At 58.0% G+C, this 16,922-nt stretch carries 13 protein-coding genes and 1 pseudogene; 5 read left to right on the top strand and 9 right to left on the bottom strand.

All coding sequences use genetic code 11. The features are described from left to right. Positions 1-136: 136 nt before the first annotated feature. The 3 genes and pseudogenes from I6L47_RS05055 to I6L47_RS05045 form a co-directional block, all read right to left on the bottom strand. A pseudogene (locus I6L47_RS05055) lies at positions 137-328 on the bottom strand (transposase); the annotation flags it as partial. Positions 329-456: 128 nt separating this feature from the next. After that, a complete protein-coding gene (locus tag I6L47_RS05050) occupies positions 457-2,010 on the bottom strand; it encodes a PAS domain-containing methyl-accepting chemotaxis protein (RefSeq protein ID WP_216948813.1) in 1,554 nt (517 codons plus the stop codon). 324 nt (positions 2,011-2,334) lie between these two features. Then, the gene (locus tag I6L47_RS05045; protein WP_216948812.1) at positions 2,335-3,405 is read right to left on the bottom strand and encodes a permease; all 1,071 of its coding nucleotides are present in this window, start codon (positions 3,403-3,405) and stop codon (positions 2,335-2,337) included. 106 nt (positions 3,406-3,511) lie between these two features. Here I6L47_RS05045 and I6L47_RS05040 point away from each other — a divergent pair, with 106 nt between their 5' ends. Further along, a complete protein-coding gene (locus I6L47_RS05040; protein ID WP_005344826.1) occupies positions 3,512-3,838 on the top strand; it encodes a helix-turn-helix transcriptional regulator in 327 nt (108 codons plus the stop codon). 88 nt (positions 3,839-3,926) lie between these two features. Here I6L47_RS05040 and I6L47_RS05035 read toward each other — a convergent pair whose 3' ends face one another. Continuing rightward, positions 3,927-5,309: an amino acid permease gene (locus tag I6L47_RS05035; protein WP_064342003.1), complete on the bottom strand. Its 1,383-nt coding sequence runs from the start codon at positions 5,307-5,309 to the stop codon at positions 3,927-3,929. Between the two features lie 347 nt (positions 5,310-5,656). Between I6L47_RS05035 and I6L47_RS05030 the strand changes: the two genes are divergently transcribed. Further along, positions 5,657-5,992, top strand: coding sequence for a hypothetical protein (locus I6L47_RS05030; RefSeq protein ID WP_216949317.1), 336 nt, complete (start codon positions 5,657-5,659; stop codon positions 5,990-5,992). 239 nt (positions 5,993-6,231) lie between these two features. Here the strand turns inward: I6L47_RS05030 and I6L47_RS05025 are convergent, their stop codons facing one another. Beyond that, positions 6,232-7,044, bottom strand: a complete 813-nt coding sequence (locus I6L47_RS05025; RefSeq protein ID WP_005344832.1) for a pyruvate, water dikinase regulatory protein — start codon at positions 7,042-7,044, stop codon at positions 6,232-6,234. A gap of 347 nt (positions 7,045-7,391) precedes the next feature. Between I6L47_RS05025 and ppsA the strand changes: the two genes are divergently transcribed. Beyond that, positions 7,392-9,764, top strand: a complete 2,373-nt coding sequence (gene ppsA / locus I6L47_RS05020) for a phosphoenolpyruvate synthase (RefSeq protein ID WP_216948811.1) — start codon at positions 7,392-7,394, stop codon at positions 9,762-9,764. 69 nt (positions 9,765-9,833) lie between these two features. Here the strand turns inward: ppsA and I6L47_RS05015 are convergent, their stop codons facing one another. Further along, a complete protein-coding gene (locus I6L47_RS05015) occupies positions 9,834-10,292 on the bottom strand; it encodes a hypothetical protein (RefSeq protein WP_058056145.1) in 459 nt (152 codons plus the stop codon). An 18-nt stretch (positions 10,293-10,310) separates the two neighbouring features. After that, the gene (locus I6L47_RS05010; RefSeq protein ID WP_021229061.1) at positions 10,311-12,185 is read right to left on the bottom strand and encodes a S8 family serine peptidase; all 1,875 of its coding nucleotides are present in this window, start codon (positions 12,183-12,185) and stop codon (positions 10,311-10,313) included. A gap of 603 nt (positions 12,186-12,788) precedes the next feature. On the opposite strand from I6L47_RS05010, the gene I6L47_RS05005 reads away from it, so the two are divergent. Beyond that, a complete protein-coding gene (locus tag I6L47_RS05005) occupies positions 12,789-13,574 on the top strand; it encodes a MetQ/NlpA family ABC transporter substrate-binding protein (protein ID WP_199415714.1) in 786 nt (261 codons plus the stop codon). Positions 13,575-13,658: 84 nt separating this feature from the next. Here the strand turns inward: I6L47_RS05005 and I6L47_RS05000 are convergent, their stop codons facing one another. Next, entirely contained in the window at positions 13,659-15,509 is a 1,851-nt protein-coding gene (locus I6L47_RS05000; RefSeq protein WP_042053125.1) for a DUF3413 domain-containing protein, read from the bottom strand. A gap of 47 nt (positions 15,510-15,556) precedes the next feature. Beyond that, the gene (locus I6L47_RS04995; RefSeq protein ID WP_005333874.1) at positions 15,557-15,784 is read right to left on the bottom strand and encodes a YejL family protein; all 228 of its coding nucleotides are present in this window, start codon (positions 15,782-15,784) and stop codon (positions 15,557-15,559) included. Positions 15,785-15,857: 73 nt separating this feature from the next. Here I6L47_RS04995 and yejK point away from each other — a divergent pair, with 73 nt between their 5' ends. Then, positions 15,858-16,907 carry a nucleoid-associated protein YejK gene (yejK, locus tag I6L47_RS04990; RefSeq protein WP_005333872.1) on the top strand — a complete coding sequence of 350 codons (1,050 nt, stop codon included), beginning with the start codon at positions 15,858-15,860 and terminating at the stop codon, positions 16,905-16,907. The last annotated feature ends 15 nt before the right edge of the window (positions 16,908-16,922 follow it).

Here is a 16,922-nt window from a genome sequence, read left to right as displayed (position 1 = left end):
CCCCCCCCTCTCACTTCCCTCATGCTGGTTTGTTATACAAACGGGTAGTTTTGTTCTGAAAGATGTAGTTGTCTGATCATGGACTGACCCCGCCATCAAGAGAGCAGTTGTAGATTCAACTTGTCAACGGAACCCCCTTTTCACGTTCGCGTCGATTGATACGAGCTTCCAGCTCTTGAATTTTCTGCTGCTCCGGTGTCAGCGATTTGCTGATAGGAGTGGTGCCGGTTCGTTCGGATTGCAGTTGCTTAACCTAGCGGCGAAGTCCGGTTTCACCGACATCCAGTGAACGGCTTGCTTCGGGGACAGAATATCCCTGGTCGAGCATCAGGTATGCGGCGTCGAGTTTGAATTCGGCAGTAAATGAACGATGTAACTTGTCATTGAATACCTCAGGTCATGGGGGCGACTGTACCACCTAAAATGGTGTCTGGGATGATTAGAGCACTACAGCTGTTATCCAAACGTACGGCTTAAGTCCTTGAGCTGGCTCGCTTTGCTCTGCAAGTTGGCACTGGTTTCACTCACGTGATCGATTTTGAGACTGTTATCGTGAGAGAGCGAGGATATCTGGTTGATATTGCGACTGATCTCCTCGATGACCGCTTGTTGCTCGGTGGCTGCGGCGGTGATCTGGTTGGAAAAATCAGAGACCTTGTCTATCTCGACCACAACCTGATTCAGGTTGCCGGTGCTTGCCCGGGTGGTGGCGAGGCAGGCGTTGGTTCTGGTCACATTGAGATGCATCATCTCTTTCCATCCCCCAAGGGTTTGCTGGATATGGCCAATGCTGTTCTGGATCTGCTCTGTCGCCTTGTGGGTTCTGGTCGACAGGCTGCGAACCTCGTCCGCCACCACTGCAAAACCGCGCCCCTGATCGCCTGCCCGTGCGGCTTCGATGGAGGCATTGAGCGCCAGCAGGTTGGTTTGATCCGCAATGCCGCGAATTTCGCTCATGATGGTGCCGATCCGCTCGGACTCGCTCGCCAGCTCAACGGCTGACTGAAAGGCTTGTTCCGCCTGGGTGGCCAGCGCCGACATCTCTTCTCCTGCTTCCGAAAGCTGGGTGCTGGTGGTGATGCAGTGGCTGCGGGCCTCTTCAATCTGGCTGTTGCTGTCTTGAATATTGCGGTTGATCTCCTCGGCGGCCGAAGCCATCTGGGTGACGGCGGTGGCAATCTGCTGGATCTGCGTGTCTTGCGAAGAGATATCCTGGCTGGCCAGCGAGGCGGAGCCGCGCAGGTCATTGGCCATGGCATTGAGCGAAGCAGTGGTGTCATCCACCCGGCCGAGTACGGTACGGATCTTCGCTTGCCCGAGCTTGATATGGAAATCGGCAATGCTGTGGGGGGCATCCCCCGAGAAGATAAGGCGGCTGATGCTGTCGTAATCCTGCTCGAGCCGCTGCAAGAATCGCGGTGTGAGGAAGAGAGGGTGGCGATTGAACCAGATGGCTGCCAAGAGAGGAATGATGACCCAGAGCGCCTGCAGCGGTGAGAGTAGCCAGAGCGCGCTGATCACGCTGACGAGCAGCAGGGGGATGGTCATCATGGCCGGTGTGAGTTGACGCAGGCCCATGTGAATGGCAGAGCCGGTTTCACGGGCTTTAAGGGTTTTGTACATCTTGCTGGCACGCGCTTTGTGCTCTGCGGCGGGACGGCAGCGGACGGATTGGTAACCCACCATCTTGCCATCTTCATAAATCGGGGTGACATAGGCATCAACCCAATAATAGCGACCATCCTTGCAGCGGTTTTTTACCATGCCTCGCCATGGTTTGCCTGCCTGCAGGTGGGCCCAGAGATCGGCAAACGCTGCCTTGGGCATGTCGGGGTGGCGCACCAGATTGTGATGCTGCCCCAACATCTCTTCCAGGCGATAGCCTGCCACCTGACAAAACGCCGGATTGGCGTAGGTGATGTCCCCTTTGAGGTCGGTCGTCGATACCAACTGGATATCGTCGGCAAATTCAACCTCGGTATCTGTGGTGTGAAGCGAGCTGGTTACCATGATCAGGCTCCGGTTTCGGCGTAACGGAATACTTCGTTTGAGTATGGCAGAGGATGTTCATTTATTGTGTTGTTGCACATTAACTCTTGTGCTACTGCGTGGGGACGGGATGGGTCTCACATTTTTACAGCACAGTTCGGTGAGGGGAGGCAGGCCAAGTCACATGGCCCGGAGAGCAGCAAACCCCTCATCCTTTGGCTGTCTCAAATTGATTGCCGTACGGAATAGACAAACGCCGATCAGTTGATCGGCGTTTGTCTATGAGGTGCCGGATGGTTTCACACTCGGCTGCTTTGGCATTTTGCCTGTTTAAAGATGGGCGACTTAAAACAACAGTTGTGTCAGGTAGCCCATCAGGATCGCCATGCCGAGGATCACGGTAAGGAAGGCCGCAATCATCGGGGTTCTGAACATCGATTTGAGCAGGATCACCTCGGTCAGGCTGGCACCGGCACTGCCGATGATCAGCGCCATGACTGCGCCCATTCCCATCCCTTTGCCCAGCAGTACCGACGCCAGCGGGATCACGGCCTCGGCACGGATGTAGAGCGGGATCCCGACGATGGCGCTGAAGGGGATGGCCAGCGGGTTATCGGCGCCGGCATGGGCGGCGATCCACTCGGCCGGAATAAAGCCGTAGATAAATGAGCCGATAAGCACCCCCAGCAGCAGGAAGGGCAATACCGCTTTGAACTGCTGCCAGGCATCGAGGCGAGCCTGGACCCATGCGGTGGGGAGCTGTGGTGCACGGGTCAGGGTTGCCGTGCCATCGCCGCAGCAGGAGAGGGTGGCCTGCTCTGCCATCTCTGGTTGCGGAGCCGGGCAGCACGCTGCCCCGTTGAGGGGTTTGATTGCGCGAATGGCACTGCGTTGGTTGTCACTGCAATGTGCTTGAGTGGTGGCGCGGATCGCCGGGCCACAGCCGCTACCGCAAGAGGGGGTGGCCTCTTTGGGGTCGATGACATGGCGCTCGAACCCCAATCTGTCGAGCAGCATGCTCGCCATGACGGAGACGCTGGCGGCGATCACGGCGTAGAGCAGGGTCACTTTCCAGCCGAAGGTGGCCCACATCAAGCCGACGATGATGGGGTTCAGCAGTGGCGAAATAAACAGGAAGGTGAGGGTGGGGCCAAAGCCAGCCTTGGCCGAGAGCAGCCCTCTCAGCATGGGGATGGTGGAGCAGCTGCAAAAGGGGGTGACGGCACCGAGCAGGGCCGAGAGCAGATAGCCCTTGCCATGGCGCGCCCCCAGCATCCGCTGGATCTTCTCGTCGGGGATCTTCTGGCGGATCAGGCTGACCCCGGCGCTAATGACCAGAAACAGCACCGACAGCTCGACAGCCAGAAACAGGAACATCTGGGCTGCATCGGTCAGCATGGTTAACCACTCATTCATTGTCGTATCCTCACTTGGTTTCTATATTTCCAAAATAATCGAAATAAGTGGCCGGTCAAGATATTTCTGGTATTATCGAAATATCAAATTCGTGGAGGGCGCAGAGATGCAACTGGAAGAGGTCGCCAAGGCATTGAAAGAGCTGGGTCATCCGACCCGGCTGTTTATCTTCAAGCATCTGGTCAAGGCGGGAGAGCAGGGGCTGCCGGTGGGTGAGCTGCAAAAGCAGCTGGCGATCCCCGCTTCCACCCTCAGCCACCATATCGCGGCGCTGGTCTCGGTGGGGCTGGTGAAGCAAAACCGGGAGAGTCGCACCCTGCTTTGCGTCTCTCAATACGCGGTGTTGGAGGAGATCATCGCCTTTTTCCGCGATGAGTGTTGCGTCAACAGCCCGGAGCATCGGCAAGATCAAAGGCAAGAGCTGCCTTCCTGAGGGCTACGGCTGCTAGTAGTGCTGCGCGCAATAAAAAAACGCCGATCATGTGATCGGCGTTTTGCATTGATGTCGCTAGATTCGGGCATTAACCCAGATTGGCTGCGACCTTGCTTTGAGCTTGTCCTTTGCGCTTGATGACAAAGCCAATGCCTAGTACCACCAGCCAGGCTGGGATCAGTTCGACCGAGATACGGAAATCCGGGGTCATATACATGATCACCAGGATGCCAGCCATGAACGCGAGGCAGAGATAGTTGCCGAAGGGGTACCAGAACGCCTTGAACTTGGGCTGGACGCCTTCTGCGACCTTGGCCTTGCGGAACTTGAGGTGCGCGAGGCTGATCATCGCCCAGTTGATCACCAGTGCGGAGACCACCAGCGCCATCAGTAGACCGAAGGCTTTGCCCGGCATCAGGTAGTTGATCAGCACGCAGAGCAGGGTGGCGATGGCCGAGACCGAGAGGGCAACCAGCGGCACGCCGCTCTTGTTGGTCTTGAGCAGGGCTTTCGGGCCGTTGCCCTGTTTGGCCAGACCGAACAGCATCCGGCTGTTGCAGTAGACGCAGCTGTTGTAGACCGACAGTGCCGCCGTCAGCACCACGATGTTGAGCACGGTGGCGACCAGATTGCTGTCCAGTGCATGGAAGATCATCACGAACGGGCTGCCCCCTTCCACCACTTTACCCCAGGGGTAGAGGGACATCAGGATAGCTAGGGCGCCGATGTAGAAGATGAGGATGCGGTAGATCACCTGATTGGTGGCCTTGGGAATGCTCTTCTCGGGGTTGTCCGCTTCCGCGGCGGTAATGCCCACCAGCTCCAGACCGCCAAAGGAGAACATGATCACCGCCATCGCCATCACCAGACCGCTGATGCCGTTGGGGAAGAAACCGCCCTGAGCCCACAGGTTGGTGACGCTCGCCTCGGGGCCGCCGGCACCGGAGATGAGCAGATAGCAGCCAAAGCCAATCATGCCGATGATGGCAACCACCTTGATGATGGCGAACCAGAACTCCATCTCGCCAAACGCTTTGACGTTGGAGAGGTTGATGGCGTTGATCAGCACGAAGAAGAAGGCTGCCGACATCCAGGTCGGGATCTCGGGCCACCAGTACTGGACGTAGATGCCCACTGCGGTCAGCTCGGCCATGCTCACCAGCACGTAGAGCACCCAGTAGTTCCAGCCGGACGCAAAACCGGCAAACTCACCCCAGTATTTGTAGGCAAAGTGGCTGAATGAACCGGCTACCGGCTCTTCCACCACCATTTCACCGAGCTGGCGCATGATCAGGAAGGCGATAAAGCCGCCGATGGCATACCCCAGCAGGACCGAGGGGCCTGCCATCTTGATGGTTTGGGCAATGCCCAGAAAGAGGCCGGTGCCGATGGCGCCGCCCAAAGCAATCAACTGAATGTGGCGGTTTTTAAGGCCGCGCTTCAGCTCCTCACCGTCTTGTTTCAAATCCATGGGTCTGTCCTTACGTCTCTGTTGTCTCTGGTCGGTGTTGGGCTCATCCTGAGCAGGCCGCAGTGCGTAGCCAAAACCTGACGAAAGTTGTATTTATTTCGTTACGCCATGCCATTTTCAATTTTTAGTGTTGGCTGGCAACCGAAGCAGAATAGTGATAATCCGCCATTAATGCACCTATTTTCCATCTCTAATGGCCGTGTTTTGTACCAAAGGCAGCTTTTTCATGATCTGAAGAGGCTTGCTGGTAGTTTTTGGTTGATGTTTGTGCAGTCGAATTCTGTTTGATTGACATTTTGTCTTGTTGGTGTGCTTTTGTGGTGCCAAGCCACAAATGGATGCAAATGATGCCAAACAAGCGAGAGTACAGGGAAGAGTGCAGGGAGTTGGAGTACAGAAAGCGCGAAAGCGTGCTGCAACAAGGGGTTGCCCGGAGTGTGCTGGTGGCGCTCTGGTTAGGGATTGCCGCCAGTCCGCTGTTGTTGCTGGTGGCCGCGATTATGTTGCTGGGTTGGCTGTTACTCGGTGATCAGGAGTTGCTGCACTACTGGCAGCCGCTGTTGCTGGTGGGTGGGGTAACGGGGGCGCTCGTTGGCGGCTGGCTGGCGGAGCGGGTTCGCCTGCGCCACGGTTTGCTGGCCTTCTATGCTCGGTTGATGAACAACCCTGAGCTCAATCGTTAGTGAACGCTGGCTGTTTGCCGAGCGCAGCAGAACGGAATCGAATAGCGGCTAACTGGCAGCAGGTGACAAGGGCACAACGCTAAGGTCGACAAGAAGAGGGATAAGCATTTGTGGTGCTTATCCCTTTTTTATCCACGCTTTTCACTGTCATCGATGTGAATTGCAGTTCGCCACAGCTGACTTTCGCCGCGACACTGTAATTTTTATCTTTTGTTGATGTCGATAGCTGTCAAGCTGGCTTAACAGAGCTGGCGGCGCAGACCGGTCGCCTCGAGGACCTTGGCGCTGATCTCCTCCACCGAGTGGGAGCTGGTATCCAGGAAGCGGATCGCCTCCTGGCGAAACAGTCGCTCCACGCAGGCCAGCTCCTGCTCGCACTGTTCGATGGAGGAGTAGCGGCTGTTGGCACGGCGCTGGTTACGGATCTCGTGCAGCCGCTGCGGCGCTATGGTGAGGCCAAACAGCTTGTGACGGTTGGCCTTGAGGGGGGCGGGCAGCTCCAGCATCCCCATGTCCTGCTCGATAAAGGGGTAGTTGGCGGCGCGAATGCCGAACTGCAGCGCCAGATAGAGGCTGGTGGGGGTCTTGCCGCAGCGGGAGACCCCGATCAGGATGATGTCCGCCTCATCGTACTCTTTGGTGGTGATGCCATCGTCGTTGGCCAGTGCGAAGTTGACCGCCTCGATGCGATCGTCATAGAGCTTGCGGTTCTCCATGCCGTGGGTGCGGTGGAGGCGGGGCTCGGCTTTTACCCCCAGCTCCTGCTCCAGCGGGCTGACGAAGGTGTTGAGAAAGTCGTGGCCGCACGCCTCCGATTTCAGTACCTCTTCCCGTACCAGCGGGTCGACGATGGTGTGAAACAGAATGGGGCGTACCCCGGTCTGGCGAAACTGCTCGTCGATCCGCATCCGTACCTGACGGGCTTTCTCCAGTGTCTCCACAAAGGGGATAGTGATCTGCTCGAAGGCCAGCGGAAACTGGCTCAGTACCGCGTGACCGAACACTTCGGCGGTGATGGCGGTGCCGTCTGAAACATAAAATACGGTGTGCACGTGGGGCTCCTGTGATACCGCGGGTGGGGTCGCATGGGGTAAAGGGTGAGAAGTATCTCCCGAAACCATACCAGTTTTGTCAACCGGTCTGCTGTGCCCAAGTTGTGAAGTGGCTTGCAAACCTGAATCGTTATCTTTTTGTGTCGCCATTGTAGAATGTTCCGGTCATTCGACCATCCCCAACGCTTGCTCGGGGATTTTTTTGAAAATCAATAGAAAACGTTTTCATGGTCGTTGGCAACAAAAGAAACAGACAATAACGCACCTGACTTACCCATAACCTCATCGATTAAATCGGGCGCACGAGGTGCTATGGCATCGGTGCCCACCAACCTGGAGACATCCAAGTGCAACAGTACGTGCTCTGGTACGAACAACTCGGAATGCAGGACGTAGAACGAGTTGGCGGCAAGAACGCATCCCTTGGCGAGATGATCAGCAACCTCTCTGGCGCCGGCGTATCCGTGCCGGGGGGCTTTGCCACCACCGCCTTTGCGTTTAACGAGTTTCTGGAGTCAAGCGGCCTCAACGGCAAGATCCACCATCTGCTCGACAATCTCGACGTGGACGATATCGCCGCCCTCAACCGGGCCGGTCAGCAGATCCGCGACTGGGTGATCGACGCCCCGTTCCAGCCCGAGCTGGAGCAGGCTATCCGGGTTGCCTATGAAAAGTTGAGTGCCGGTATCGAGGCCTCGTTTGCGGTGCGCTCCTCCGCCACCGCCGAGGATATGCCGGACGCCTCCTTTGCCGGTCAGCAGGAGACCTTCCTCAACGTACGTGGCATCGATGCCGTCATGACGGCGGTCAAGCATGTGTTTGCTTCCCTGTTCAACGATCGCGCCATCTCCTATCGGGTGCATCAGGGCTACGACCACAAGGGTGTTGCCCTCTCGGCCGGGGTACAGCGGATGGTGCGCTCGGATCTCGCCGCCTCCGGCGTGATGTTTACTCTGGATACCGAGTCCGGCTTCAACGACGTGGTCTTTATCACCGGCGCCCATGGTCTTGGCGAGATGGTAGTGCAGGGCGCGGTCAACCCGGATGAGTTCTATGTGCACAAGCCGACTCTCAAGGGGGGCCGCCCGGCGGTGGTACGCAAGACCCTCGGCTCCAAGCTTATCAAGATGACCTACTCGGACGATGCCGGTCACGGCCGTCAGGTGAAGATTGTCGACACCGATGAGGCCGAGCGTAGCCGCTTCTGCATCAGCGATGAGGAGGTGATGGCGCTGGCGAAACAGGCCCTCATCATTGAGCAGCACTATGGCCGCCTGATGGATATCGAGTGGGCCAAGGATGGTCAGGATGGCCAGCTCTATATCGTGCAGGCGCGCCCGGAAACCGTGCGCAGCCGTCAGGAGGCCAACACCCTCGAGCGTTTTGCCCTCAAGCAAGCGGGCAAGGTGCTGATCGAGGGACGAGCCATCGGCCACAAGATTGGCGCGGGCCCGGCGCGGGTCATCTCCTCCATCAGCCAGATGGACGAAGTGCAACCCGGCGATGTGCTGGTCACCGACATGACCGACCCGGACTGGGAGCCCATCATGAAGCGGGCCTCCGCCATCGTCACCAACCGGGGGGGGCGCACCTGTCACGCCGCCATTATCGCCCGTGAGCTGGGCATTCCGGCAGTGGTGGGCTGTGGCAACGCTACGGATCATATTCAGCCGGGCCAGCGGATCACCGTCTCCTGCGCGGAAGGGGATACCGGTTTTATCTATGACGGCGAGCTGGACTTCGACGTGGCGGTGACCGAGGTGGGCAATATGCCGCGCCTGCCCATCAAGATCATGATGAACGTCGGCAACCCGGACCGCGCTTTCGACTTTGCCCAGTTGCCCAATGCCGGGGTAGGACTGGCACGCCTTGAATTCATCATCAACCGGATGATCGGCGTGCACCCCAAGGCGCTGCTGGAGTTTGACCAGCAAACCCCAGAGCTGCAGGCCACCATCGCCAAGATGATCGCCGGTTACGACAGCCCGCGGGAGTTCTACGTGGCCAAGCTGACCGAGGGGATCGCCACTCTGGGTGCTGCGTTCTGGCCGGAGCGGGTGATCGTGCGGATGTCGGACTTCAAGTCCAACGAGTACGCCAATCTGGTGGGCGGCCGTGGCTACGAGCCTCATGAAGAGAACCCGATGATCGGTTTTCGTGGCGCGTCGCGCTACATCGCCGACAGCTTCCGCCCCTGTTTTGCCCTCGAGTGCGAGGCGATCAAGCGGGTGCGCGATGTGATGGGGCTGACCAACGTCGAGGTGATGATCCCCTTCGTGCGCACCGTGAGCGAGGCGGAGCAGGTGATCGACATCCTGGCCGAGAACGGTCTGCGCCGTGGCGAGCGGGGGCTCAAGGTGATCATGATGTGCGAGATCCCGAGCAATGCCCTGTTGGCAGACAAGTTCCTCGAGCACGTGGACGGCTTCTCCATCGGCTCCAATGACATGACCCAGCTCACTCTTGGGCTGGATCGGGACTCGGGGCTGATTGCCCACCTGTTCGACGAGCGCAACGAGGCGGTCAAGGCGCTGCTGGCGATGGCGATTCAGGCTGCGCGCAAGGCGGGCAAGTACGTGGGGATCTGCGGTCAGGGCCCATCTGATCATCCGGACTTCGCCGCCTGGTTGGTGGAGCAGGGGATCGATTCGGTGTCGCTCAACCCCGATACCGTGGTCGATACCTGGCTCTATCTGGCGGAGCAGCATGGTGCCAAGTAAGCCACTATCAAAATAAGCAGCACAGAAAGGGGGCCATGATGGCCCCCTTTGTTATCTGTGTGTCACGACCTATTTCGGCTGCTGTTCGGCCCCCGACAGCTCGATCTGCACATTCACCCCTTCGCTCTTGAGCTTGGTGGCGATGGCATTGAGATCGGTGCCCGGTTTGGCCTCCAGCAGGGCGATACCACCGCTGCTCTGTTTGAAGTTCAGGCCGTGGCGAGTCGCCAGCGCCTTGGCGCTGGCATCGTCAGCTTCCACCAGCAGGGTGCCGCTTACAGTCAGCTCCGGGCTAGCGGCCCCTTGCATCAACACGTCACCGCGGCGCAGGGTCTGTTGCGGGACCTTGCTGTCAAGGCTGCGGGCGACCCGCTTCTTGCTGCCATTGTCGGGAATGAGGTAGGTCTGGCCGTTCACCTCTATGGTGCTGTACTGCTTGCCATCCATGGTGACGGACTCCTGGGCGCAGAGCTGTCCCGAGAGGGGGGCCAGCAGGGTTGCCAGAAGCAAGGTAACAGGTTTGTTCATGGTAATACTCCTAGCGTGTTAGCTGCGGTTGGCATCGTGACCCAGGACCCGCAGGGACCATGAGATCAGCTTGCCCGGTTGGCGATTGTTGCGCTCGGTCAGGGTGGTACGCTCACGGGTCTCGCGATTGAGCAGAGAGACCTGACGGGTACCGTTAGCAACGTCGGTTACTTCCAATCGCCATGTGCCTTGCGCCGATTCGCCGTAGAACTTGTTGGATAGCATCCGCATGTCGCGCAATCCCTTGGTTCGCACAAAGCCCAGCTGCTGCTGGTCGAGAGATTGGCCGACCAGGCTGTTGAAGGGGCTCAGCAGGATGCTGCGGGTGCCGGCGGGGGAGACCAGTTCGATCAGCAGATCGGGCAGGCGCTGATGATCCAGACTCACCATCACCTGAACCGCTTCTACCGTCAATGGTGTGGCAATGCGGGTTGTCGAGCTGGTCGGGCTGTTGCCCACATCCGGGATGGCTGCGGTACTGCCGGTGACATTGATCTTCTGCCATGGCAGTTGTACCAGAGGGGGGAGGGGCTGGTGATTGGCTGCCAGCTCAAGGGCCTTGTTGACGTCGATCAGACCAAAACCGTAAGTCGGGCTGAACCACATGCCGGCGGCATTGCGCTCCCACCCTTCCAGCCCTTTCACATCGCGCACCTTGCCGGTGCTGCTGGTGTAGCTGACCATCACAGGTTTCTGTGTGGCATCGACCCGGGTTGCGCTGCGCGCCAGCAGATCCCGCAGGTCACGTACCGACAGATCCGGGTAGGCGGACATCAGCAGCGCCATGGCGCCGGAGGTGCTGGGGGTGGCGGAGGAGGTACCGTTCATCACGCCGTTGTAGTCGCAGCTGGCATCCAGTTGCGGGTTGCCGTGCAGCCGGTTGGTGCTGGGATCGTCGGTGCGGTTGTAACCCATGTCGCAGCCGGGCAGATCCGTGGTCACCATCGCCGGAGCGTCGGTACCGTACTCGCCGCCGGTCGCGCTCAGGAAGATGTTGCTGCCGACGCTGGAGTAGGAGGATCTGACGCCATCGGCGTTGAGCGCGCTTACCACCAGGTTCCAGAAGTTGCTGTTGGAGGGATCGAGGTTGCTGTTTTCAAACGGCAATTTGGGGCCATTGCCGGTGCGGTTAAGCACATAGCCGCCCGCCGCTATCTTGTTGAAGCCGTTGCCGGCGGCCTTGATATAGGCCGCACCCTGCGCCTTGAGGGTCTGCTGTTCAAACAGACGATCAAGCTGGGATTGATCCAGAGAGTTGGCAGAGCGGGGATCCACCACACTCATGCCGTAGCTCTGGTTGAACACCCGGTTGTCGCGGCTGGCATCGCTGTCGCCAAGGGCGTAGAGCCAATCTTTCTGCAACTGCTGGCTGTTGTCATCCAGCAGGTTGAACCCCTGCAGCTGGGCTCGCGGGGCAATTCCCTTGGTTCCGATGGCGTTGTCTACCGCCGCAATGATGCCGGAGACCGAAGTGCCGTGGGCCGTATCCGGATCGGTCGGTGTCGGGTCATCGCTGCCGGTCACCACGTTTTTCGAACCCGGACGCACGTTGTCCGCCAGATCCGGATGGGCGATGGCCAGACCATCATCCACCACGGCCACATTGACTCCCTGGCCCAGCACGCCGGTGCGATGAGCCCACCAGAGGTTGAGATCATTGCCCGCTATACCGCCACGGGCGCTGAATCCATCCTGGCCGCTGTTGAGCAGATACCACTGCTGATCCTGCAGGGGATTGGCACCTGGCAGGCAGCGCTCGGTGCTGCTGCGTCCGATATCCATGCCGCTCTCCTTGCCGGTGAGCGGCGCACAACCTTCATTTGCCTGAACGAGCGCACTGGGCAGGGTCGACAGCAGTGCTGTGATCGCCAGTGCTAACGATGTTTGCTTCATTATTTTTTTAACTCCATCTTGGATCGCACCATCCTGAGTGCGACGGAAATCTATACACGGGTGGAAGGGGTTCAAAAAGAGCCATTTTCAAAAAACGCAATGAGGTTCAAAGAAATCCGATCTGGTTTATGGTAGGTATTCCAATGGCGCTGGTTATGTGTTTTATTGAGAATGGTTCTCACCGTTCGCTACTGATCTTTTTATCTGTAATTCACTCCTCTCGCGACTCTCCTTCACCGCAGCCATCTCGATTCGGGGTGATCCCGAGGGGCGTTCGTGCGCTCTTGAACGTGAGTGGCATGGTTGTGCGTGCCAACGTGAGTGCAGCTATGCATTCGGGGGTGACAGCAAGGGTGATGAGGTGGAACCAGCGGTTTATTGCTTGGCGGCGGTGGATGGCTCTGTTATGGTAATTGAAATAGCCGTTTGGATGGCTAGATTGCTGCGGTTTGAGGGGCTTAATCTCTGAGAGCCACCCCGCCGCAGTCCCATAGCTTGATGCGTACCTGACAGGGAGTCCCTATGCCGTTTCGTTCCTTCTTATCTTCTCCTTTGACTGCTTCCTTGCGCGCCACTGCTGGCGCCAGCACCTTTATTGCCGCGATGGCGGTCGGGAGCCTCTCTTTTTCCGCGGTTGCCGCCGATGCGTCCTTGCCGACCAAACAGGAGATCGTGATTGGTACCACGGTGGGGGATTTTGCCGACATGGTGACCGATTCCATCAAGCCGCAGCTGGAGGCCAAGGGGTACAAGGTCAAGCTGGTGGAGTTCACCGACTATGTGACCCCCAATATTGCTCTGGCTGACGGATCACTGGATGTGAACTGCTTCCAGCACAAACCCTATCTGGATAGTTTTGCCAAAGATCGCGGCTTGTCGCTGGCGCCCATTACCCAGGTGCCAACCGGTCCGATGGGACTCTACTCCGGCAAGCTGGCGGCACTCGACAAGGTGAAAAAGGGGAGCACGGTGGCCATCCCCAACGATCCCACCAATCAGGCGCGGGCGCTGTTGATGCTGCAGGATCTTGGTTGGCTCACTCTCAAGGAGGGGATAAACCCGCTCAAGGCGAGCGAGTTTGATGTGGTGAACAATCCGCACAATCTCAAGCTGGTACTGCTGGAAGCCGCGCAGTTGCCCCGCTCGCGGGAGGATGTGGATTTCTCGGTGATCAACGGTAATTTTGCCGCCTCCAGCGGAATCCCGTTCAGTGAAGGACTGTTTCTGGAGCGCAGCTACGATTTTATCAACTGGGTGGTAGTGAAAAGCGCAGATGCGGATCAGCCGTTTGCCAAAGATGTGGCGGCGGCCTACAACTCGGCGGCTTTCAAAGCCTATGCAGCCAAGCGTTTCGTCGGCTACAAGTACCCGCAAGGGTGGGGTGGCTAACTGTCGTGAACGTGGCCGGCTATACAACGAAAAACGCCCCGAGTTCGGGGCGAATTTTATGGTATCAAGTCATCATCGCGGGCTTCATTGGTTGCGATAGAAGCGGTTCAGCTCGTTCATCACCTGGATCATGGCGCCCATATCCGGGGTGCCGTGCTTGATCGGGCGATAGCTGTTGCGCTCCAGCAGTTCGAAGTCACCCTGCTTGTTGAAGTGGGTGATGGTCTCCCCTTCATAGATGGCGAAGTCGTTCTGATCCCCTGCTAGCAGCCAGTTGCGCGGGCTGGTATCAAACAGCGAGCGGCCAACGCTGTAATCGCGCGCCGGATTGCGCACACCCAGCATCCCCTGCATCAGGGTCGGCGCCAGATCGAAATGGCTGCTTGGTTGTTCCCGAACGTCACTGCCGCGCCCCGGCCAGGCCAGTACCAGCGGTACCTGCACCTGATAGGGTGAGTAGTTGCTGCCTGCGCCCCAGCTGTTGCTGCGGGTGTCGTTGAACTCCTGGCCATGGTTGGAGGTGATGACGACGATGGTGTTGCTGTCCATCCCCTGCGACTGCAATTTGGTCAGCATCTGCTCAAGCAACTGGTCGGTATAGAAGACCGAGTTCTTGTAGCGGTTCTCCAGTTTTTGCAGGTTCTCCGCCCGATAGGCGGTCGCCGGATTGAAGTTGGCGAGCTCCGGTTGGAACGGCCCCTTCATGGTGGCGGGCAACTGGTAGTCGCCTGGGCTCGAGAGATAGACCAGCGAGAACCAGGGGCGCTCGGGAGAGCGCTTCTCCAGCCACTGTTGCCAGTCGGTCAGCAGCTTGCCATCGTCACTCTGTTCGGAGACAAACACCTGTTTGCGCAGACCGGCGAGGATGCTCTTGCGATACTTCTGGGCATCTTCCATCGCGCCGAACAGCCCGAACTGGTAATCCTGGCGCAGCATCTCGTCGAACAGCACCGGCGGACGCTTGTCGCTGCTGATGTCCTTGTAGTAGTGACCGGGCAACCCGTAGAAGAGGCTGAACATGCCCATCAGGTCGTCGTTGCCACCACTCAGGTGATTGCGGAACGTCAGATGCTGATCCGCATAGCGCTGCAGATTGGGCATGTTGATGTTGTTGAGCATGTCAAAACGCAATGAGTCGACCACCACAATCAGCAGATTGTTGTGAGTCAGGGGGGCGTTGACGTTTAGCGGGCGCAGCGGATAGTGCATCCGGCTGTCGCTGTTATCACCCTGGGAGGCCGCCTGCTTCTCGTACTGATCCAGATCCAGCCAGCCATGTTTGGCCAAGAAGGAGCGGGCCGTCATGGGGTAGGAGAGGGGGAAGTTGGCTCTCTGCATGGTGATGGGCTGATAGAGGGTCGCATCCGCCCAGCTGTTGACCACGTGGGTCAGAATAAAGCAGATCAGCAGGGCCAGCCCCACCTGATTGCCGTACTGGCGGCGCTTGCGCTTGTTGATCTTGCGCCAGACATAGGCCGACAGCAGCAGTTGCAGCAGGAAGATGGTGGGCACGGCAACGAAGATGATGCTCCAGATTGAGCCCTCTTCGGTCTGCGCCTGATCCAGCAGCAACTGCCATACCTGACTGTTGAGGTGGAACTTGAACAGCCGGAATACCTGGGTGTCGATCAGCAGCAGCACCAGCGCCAGGGTAGCGATGATGGCCGAGATGAACCGCAACGACTTCTCCTTGGGCAGCACGAAGCTGAGCGGGAAGATCGTCAACAGGTAGGTGACAAAACTCAGAAACGAGAAGTGGCCAATCCAGCTTACAACGAGATAGATCACGCCAAGCGTGGTCGATGGCCAGCTGATGGCACCCAGATAACGGGTGGCGATGAGCATGGCCAGAATAATGTTGAAGAAGGAGAACCAATGCCCCCAGGTGATCAGGCGAGAGACATTATCACGATAGGGGTTACCGGTTTCGACCATAGTGATCCATCTGCGTTGAGAAACGTCAAATCAACAGAGTCGGGGACTCAGTGTGCGTCGTGGCGATTATCGACCGATGCGGTCAGGGCCTGGACAAACTTTTCAGTGATGGCCTGGCGCTGGGCCGGTGCCATACCGTTGATGATATTGGTGGTCAGATTGCCAAGCACCATAAGGCTGAGATCTACCGGCGCTTTATGCTTTTCCAGCGCGGTGATCAGGTCGTTCATCAGGGCGTCAAATTGCTCGTTATTGTACTTTGATACGATAGGCATAATCTTCAGTTCATCTCGGTTCAAAGCGCCTTATAATACTTCACCCTTTCGGCTAACACTATGGCTTTGTGACATGAGTCTCGATATCGACAAGATCATTCTTCACTCCTTGCGCCAGGGCGGCGATGGTCAACCCCACGCCGATACCCGCAGCCAGACCCTGCCCCCTGATGAGGCGGTACAGGGACTGATGGCGGAACTGCATCGGATCTACAACGGCAAGGGCGGCAAGGGCTTTGGCTTCTTTGCTGACCCCGAGGCCGCCGTCGCCGAGCTGGCCGACGGTGAAGAGGCTCCCAAGCAGCCTTCACCCGCATTTCGTATCGCCCTCGAACAGCTGCTCGACGAGCAGACCGAATTCGTCCCCTTCTCGGTCACCGTGACCCAGATGCTGGTCAAGCAGCTGGTGGAGCACGCCCTCGATGAGCAGGGGGTGCTGCTGTTTGCCAAATATAACTACGTCGGGGTCGATTATCTGCTGATTGCTCTGCTGGAGGGCAAGGAGAGCGTCACCGTCAGCGAAGCGCTGGAATTACGCCATATCCAGTATCTGGATATCGGCAAACTCAATCTGGTGGCCCGTATTGATTTGACCGAATGGAAAACCCAACCGGATTCGCGCCGCTATATCACCTTCAGCAAGGGGCGCATTGGTCGCAAACTGGGCGACTTCTTTATGGATCTGCTGGGTGCCCGCGAGGGCATGGATGCCAAGGTACAAAATAAAGGCTTGCTGCAGGCGGTCGAAGATTATTGCGACAGTCGTCAGCTCGAGCCGACCGAGCGCAATGACTATAAAAAGCAGGTCTTCAAATATTGCACCGAACAGGCGAGTGCCGGTGAAGAGATCGAAATCAAGGAGTTGTCTGCAGAATTGCCTGGCGACGGTGACCTCGATTTTTACAGCTTTATCGGTCAGGAGTATGAGCTGGAAGAGCGTTTCCCGGCGGATCGCTCTACCCTGCGTGGTTTGACCAAGTTTGTTGGCTCCGGCGGCGGTCTGACTCTGAGCTTTGAGCAGAAGCTGTTGAACAGCCGGATCTTTTACGACCCTCAGACCGACACCCTGACCATCAAGGGTGTGCCGCCCAATCTTAAGGATCAGCTGCTGCGCCAGTCGTAGTCATGCTCCCGAGTG

Source organism: Aeromonas sp. FDAARGOS 1417, assembly GCF_019046985.1.
GTDB lineage: Bacteria > Pseudomonadota > Gammaproteobacteria > Enterobacterales > Aeromonadaceae > Aeromonas > Aeromonas veronii.
Note: the sequence above shows the minus strand (reverse complement) of the source record. Positions and strands in the feature narration are given on the sequence as shown.

Excerpts from the sequence above, each read along its gene's own strand:
- I6L47_RS05030 (WP_216949317.1), top strand. The coding sequence starts at position 5,657 with ATGCCAAACAAGCGAGAGTACAGGGAAGAGTGCAGGGAGTTGGAGTAC.
- I6L47_RS05005 (WP_199415714.1), top strand. The coding sequence starts at position 12,789 with ATGGCGGTCGGGAGCCTCTCTTTTTCCGCGGTTGCCGCCGATGCGTCC.
- yejK (WP_005333872.1), top strand. The coding sequence starts at position 15,858 with ATGAGTCTCGATATCGACAAGATCATTCTTCACTCCTTGCGCCAGGGC.
- I6L47_RS05045 (WP_216948812.1), bottom strand. The coding sequence starts at position 3,405 with ATGAATGAGTGGTTAACCATGCTGACCGATGCAGCCCAGATGTTCCTG.
- I6L47_RS05050 (WP_216948813.1), bottom strand. The coding sequence starts at position 2,010 with ATGGTAACCAGCTCGCTTCACACCACAGATACCGAGGTTGAATTTGCC.
- I6L47_RS05040 (WP_005344826.1), top strand. The coding sequence starts at position 3,512 with ATGCAACTGGAAGAGGTCGCCAAGGCATTGAAAGAGCTGGGTCATCCG.
- I6L47_RS05015 (WP_058056145.1), bottom strand. The coding sequence starts at position 10,292 with ATGAACAAACCTGTTACCTTGCTTCTGGCAACCCTGCTGGCCCCCCTC.
- I6L47_RS04995 (WP_005333874.1), bottom strand. The coding sequence starts at position 15,784 with ATGCCTATCGTATCAAAGTACAATAACGAGCAATTTGACGCCCTGATG.
- I6L47_RS05035 (WP_064342003.1), bottom strand. The coding sequence starts at position 5,309 with ATGGATTTGAAACAAGACGGTGAGGAGCTGAAGCGCGGCCTTAAAAAC.
- I6L47_RS05010 (WP_021229061.1), bottom strand. The coding sequence starts at position 12,185 with ATGAAGCAAACATCGTTAGCACTGGCGATCACAGCACTGCTGTCGACC.
- I6L47_RS05000 (WP_042053125.1), bottom strand. The coding sequence starts at position 15,509 with ATGGTCGAAACCGGTAACCCCTATCGTGATAATGTCTCTCGCCTGATC.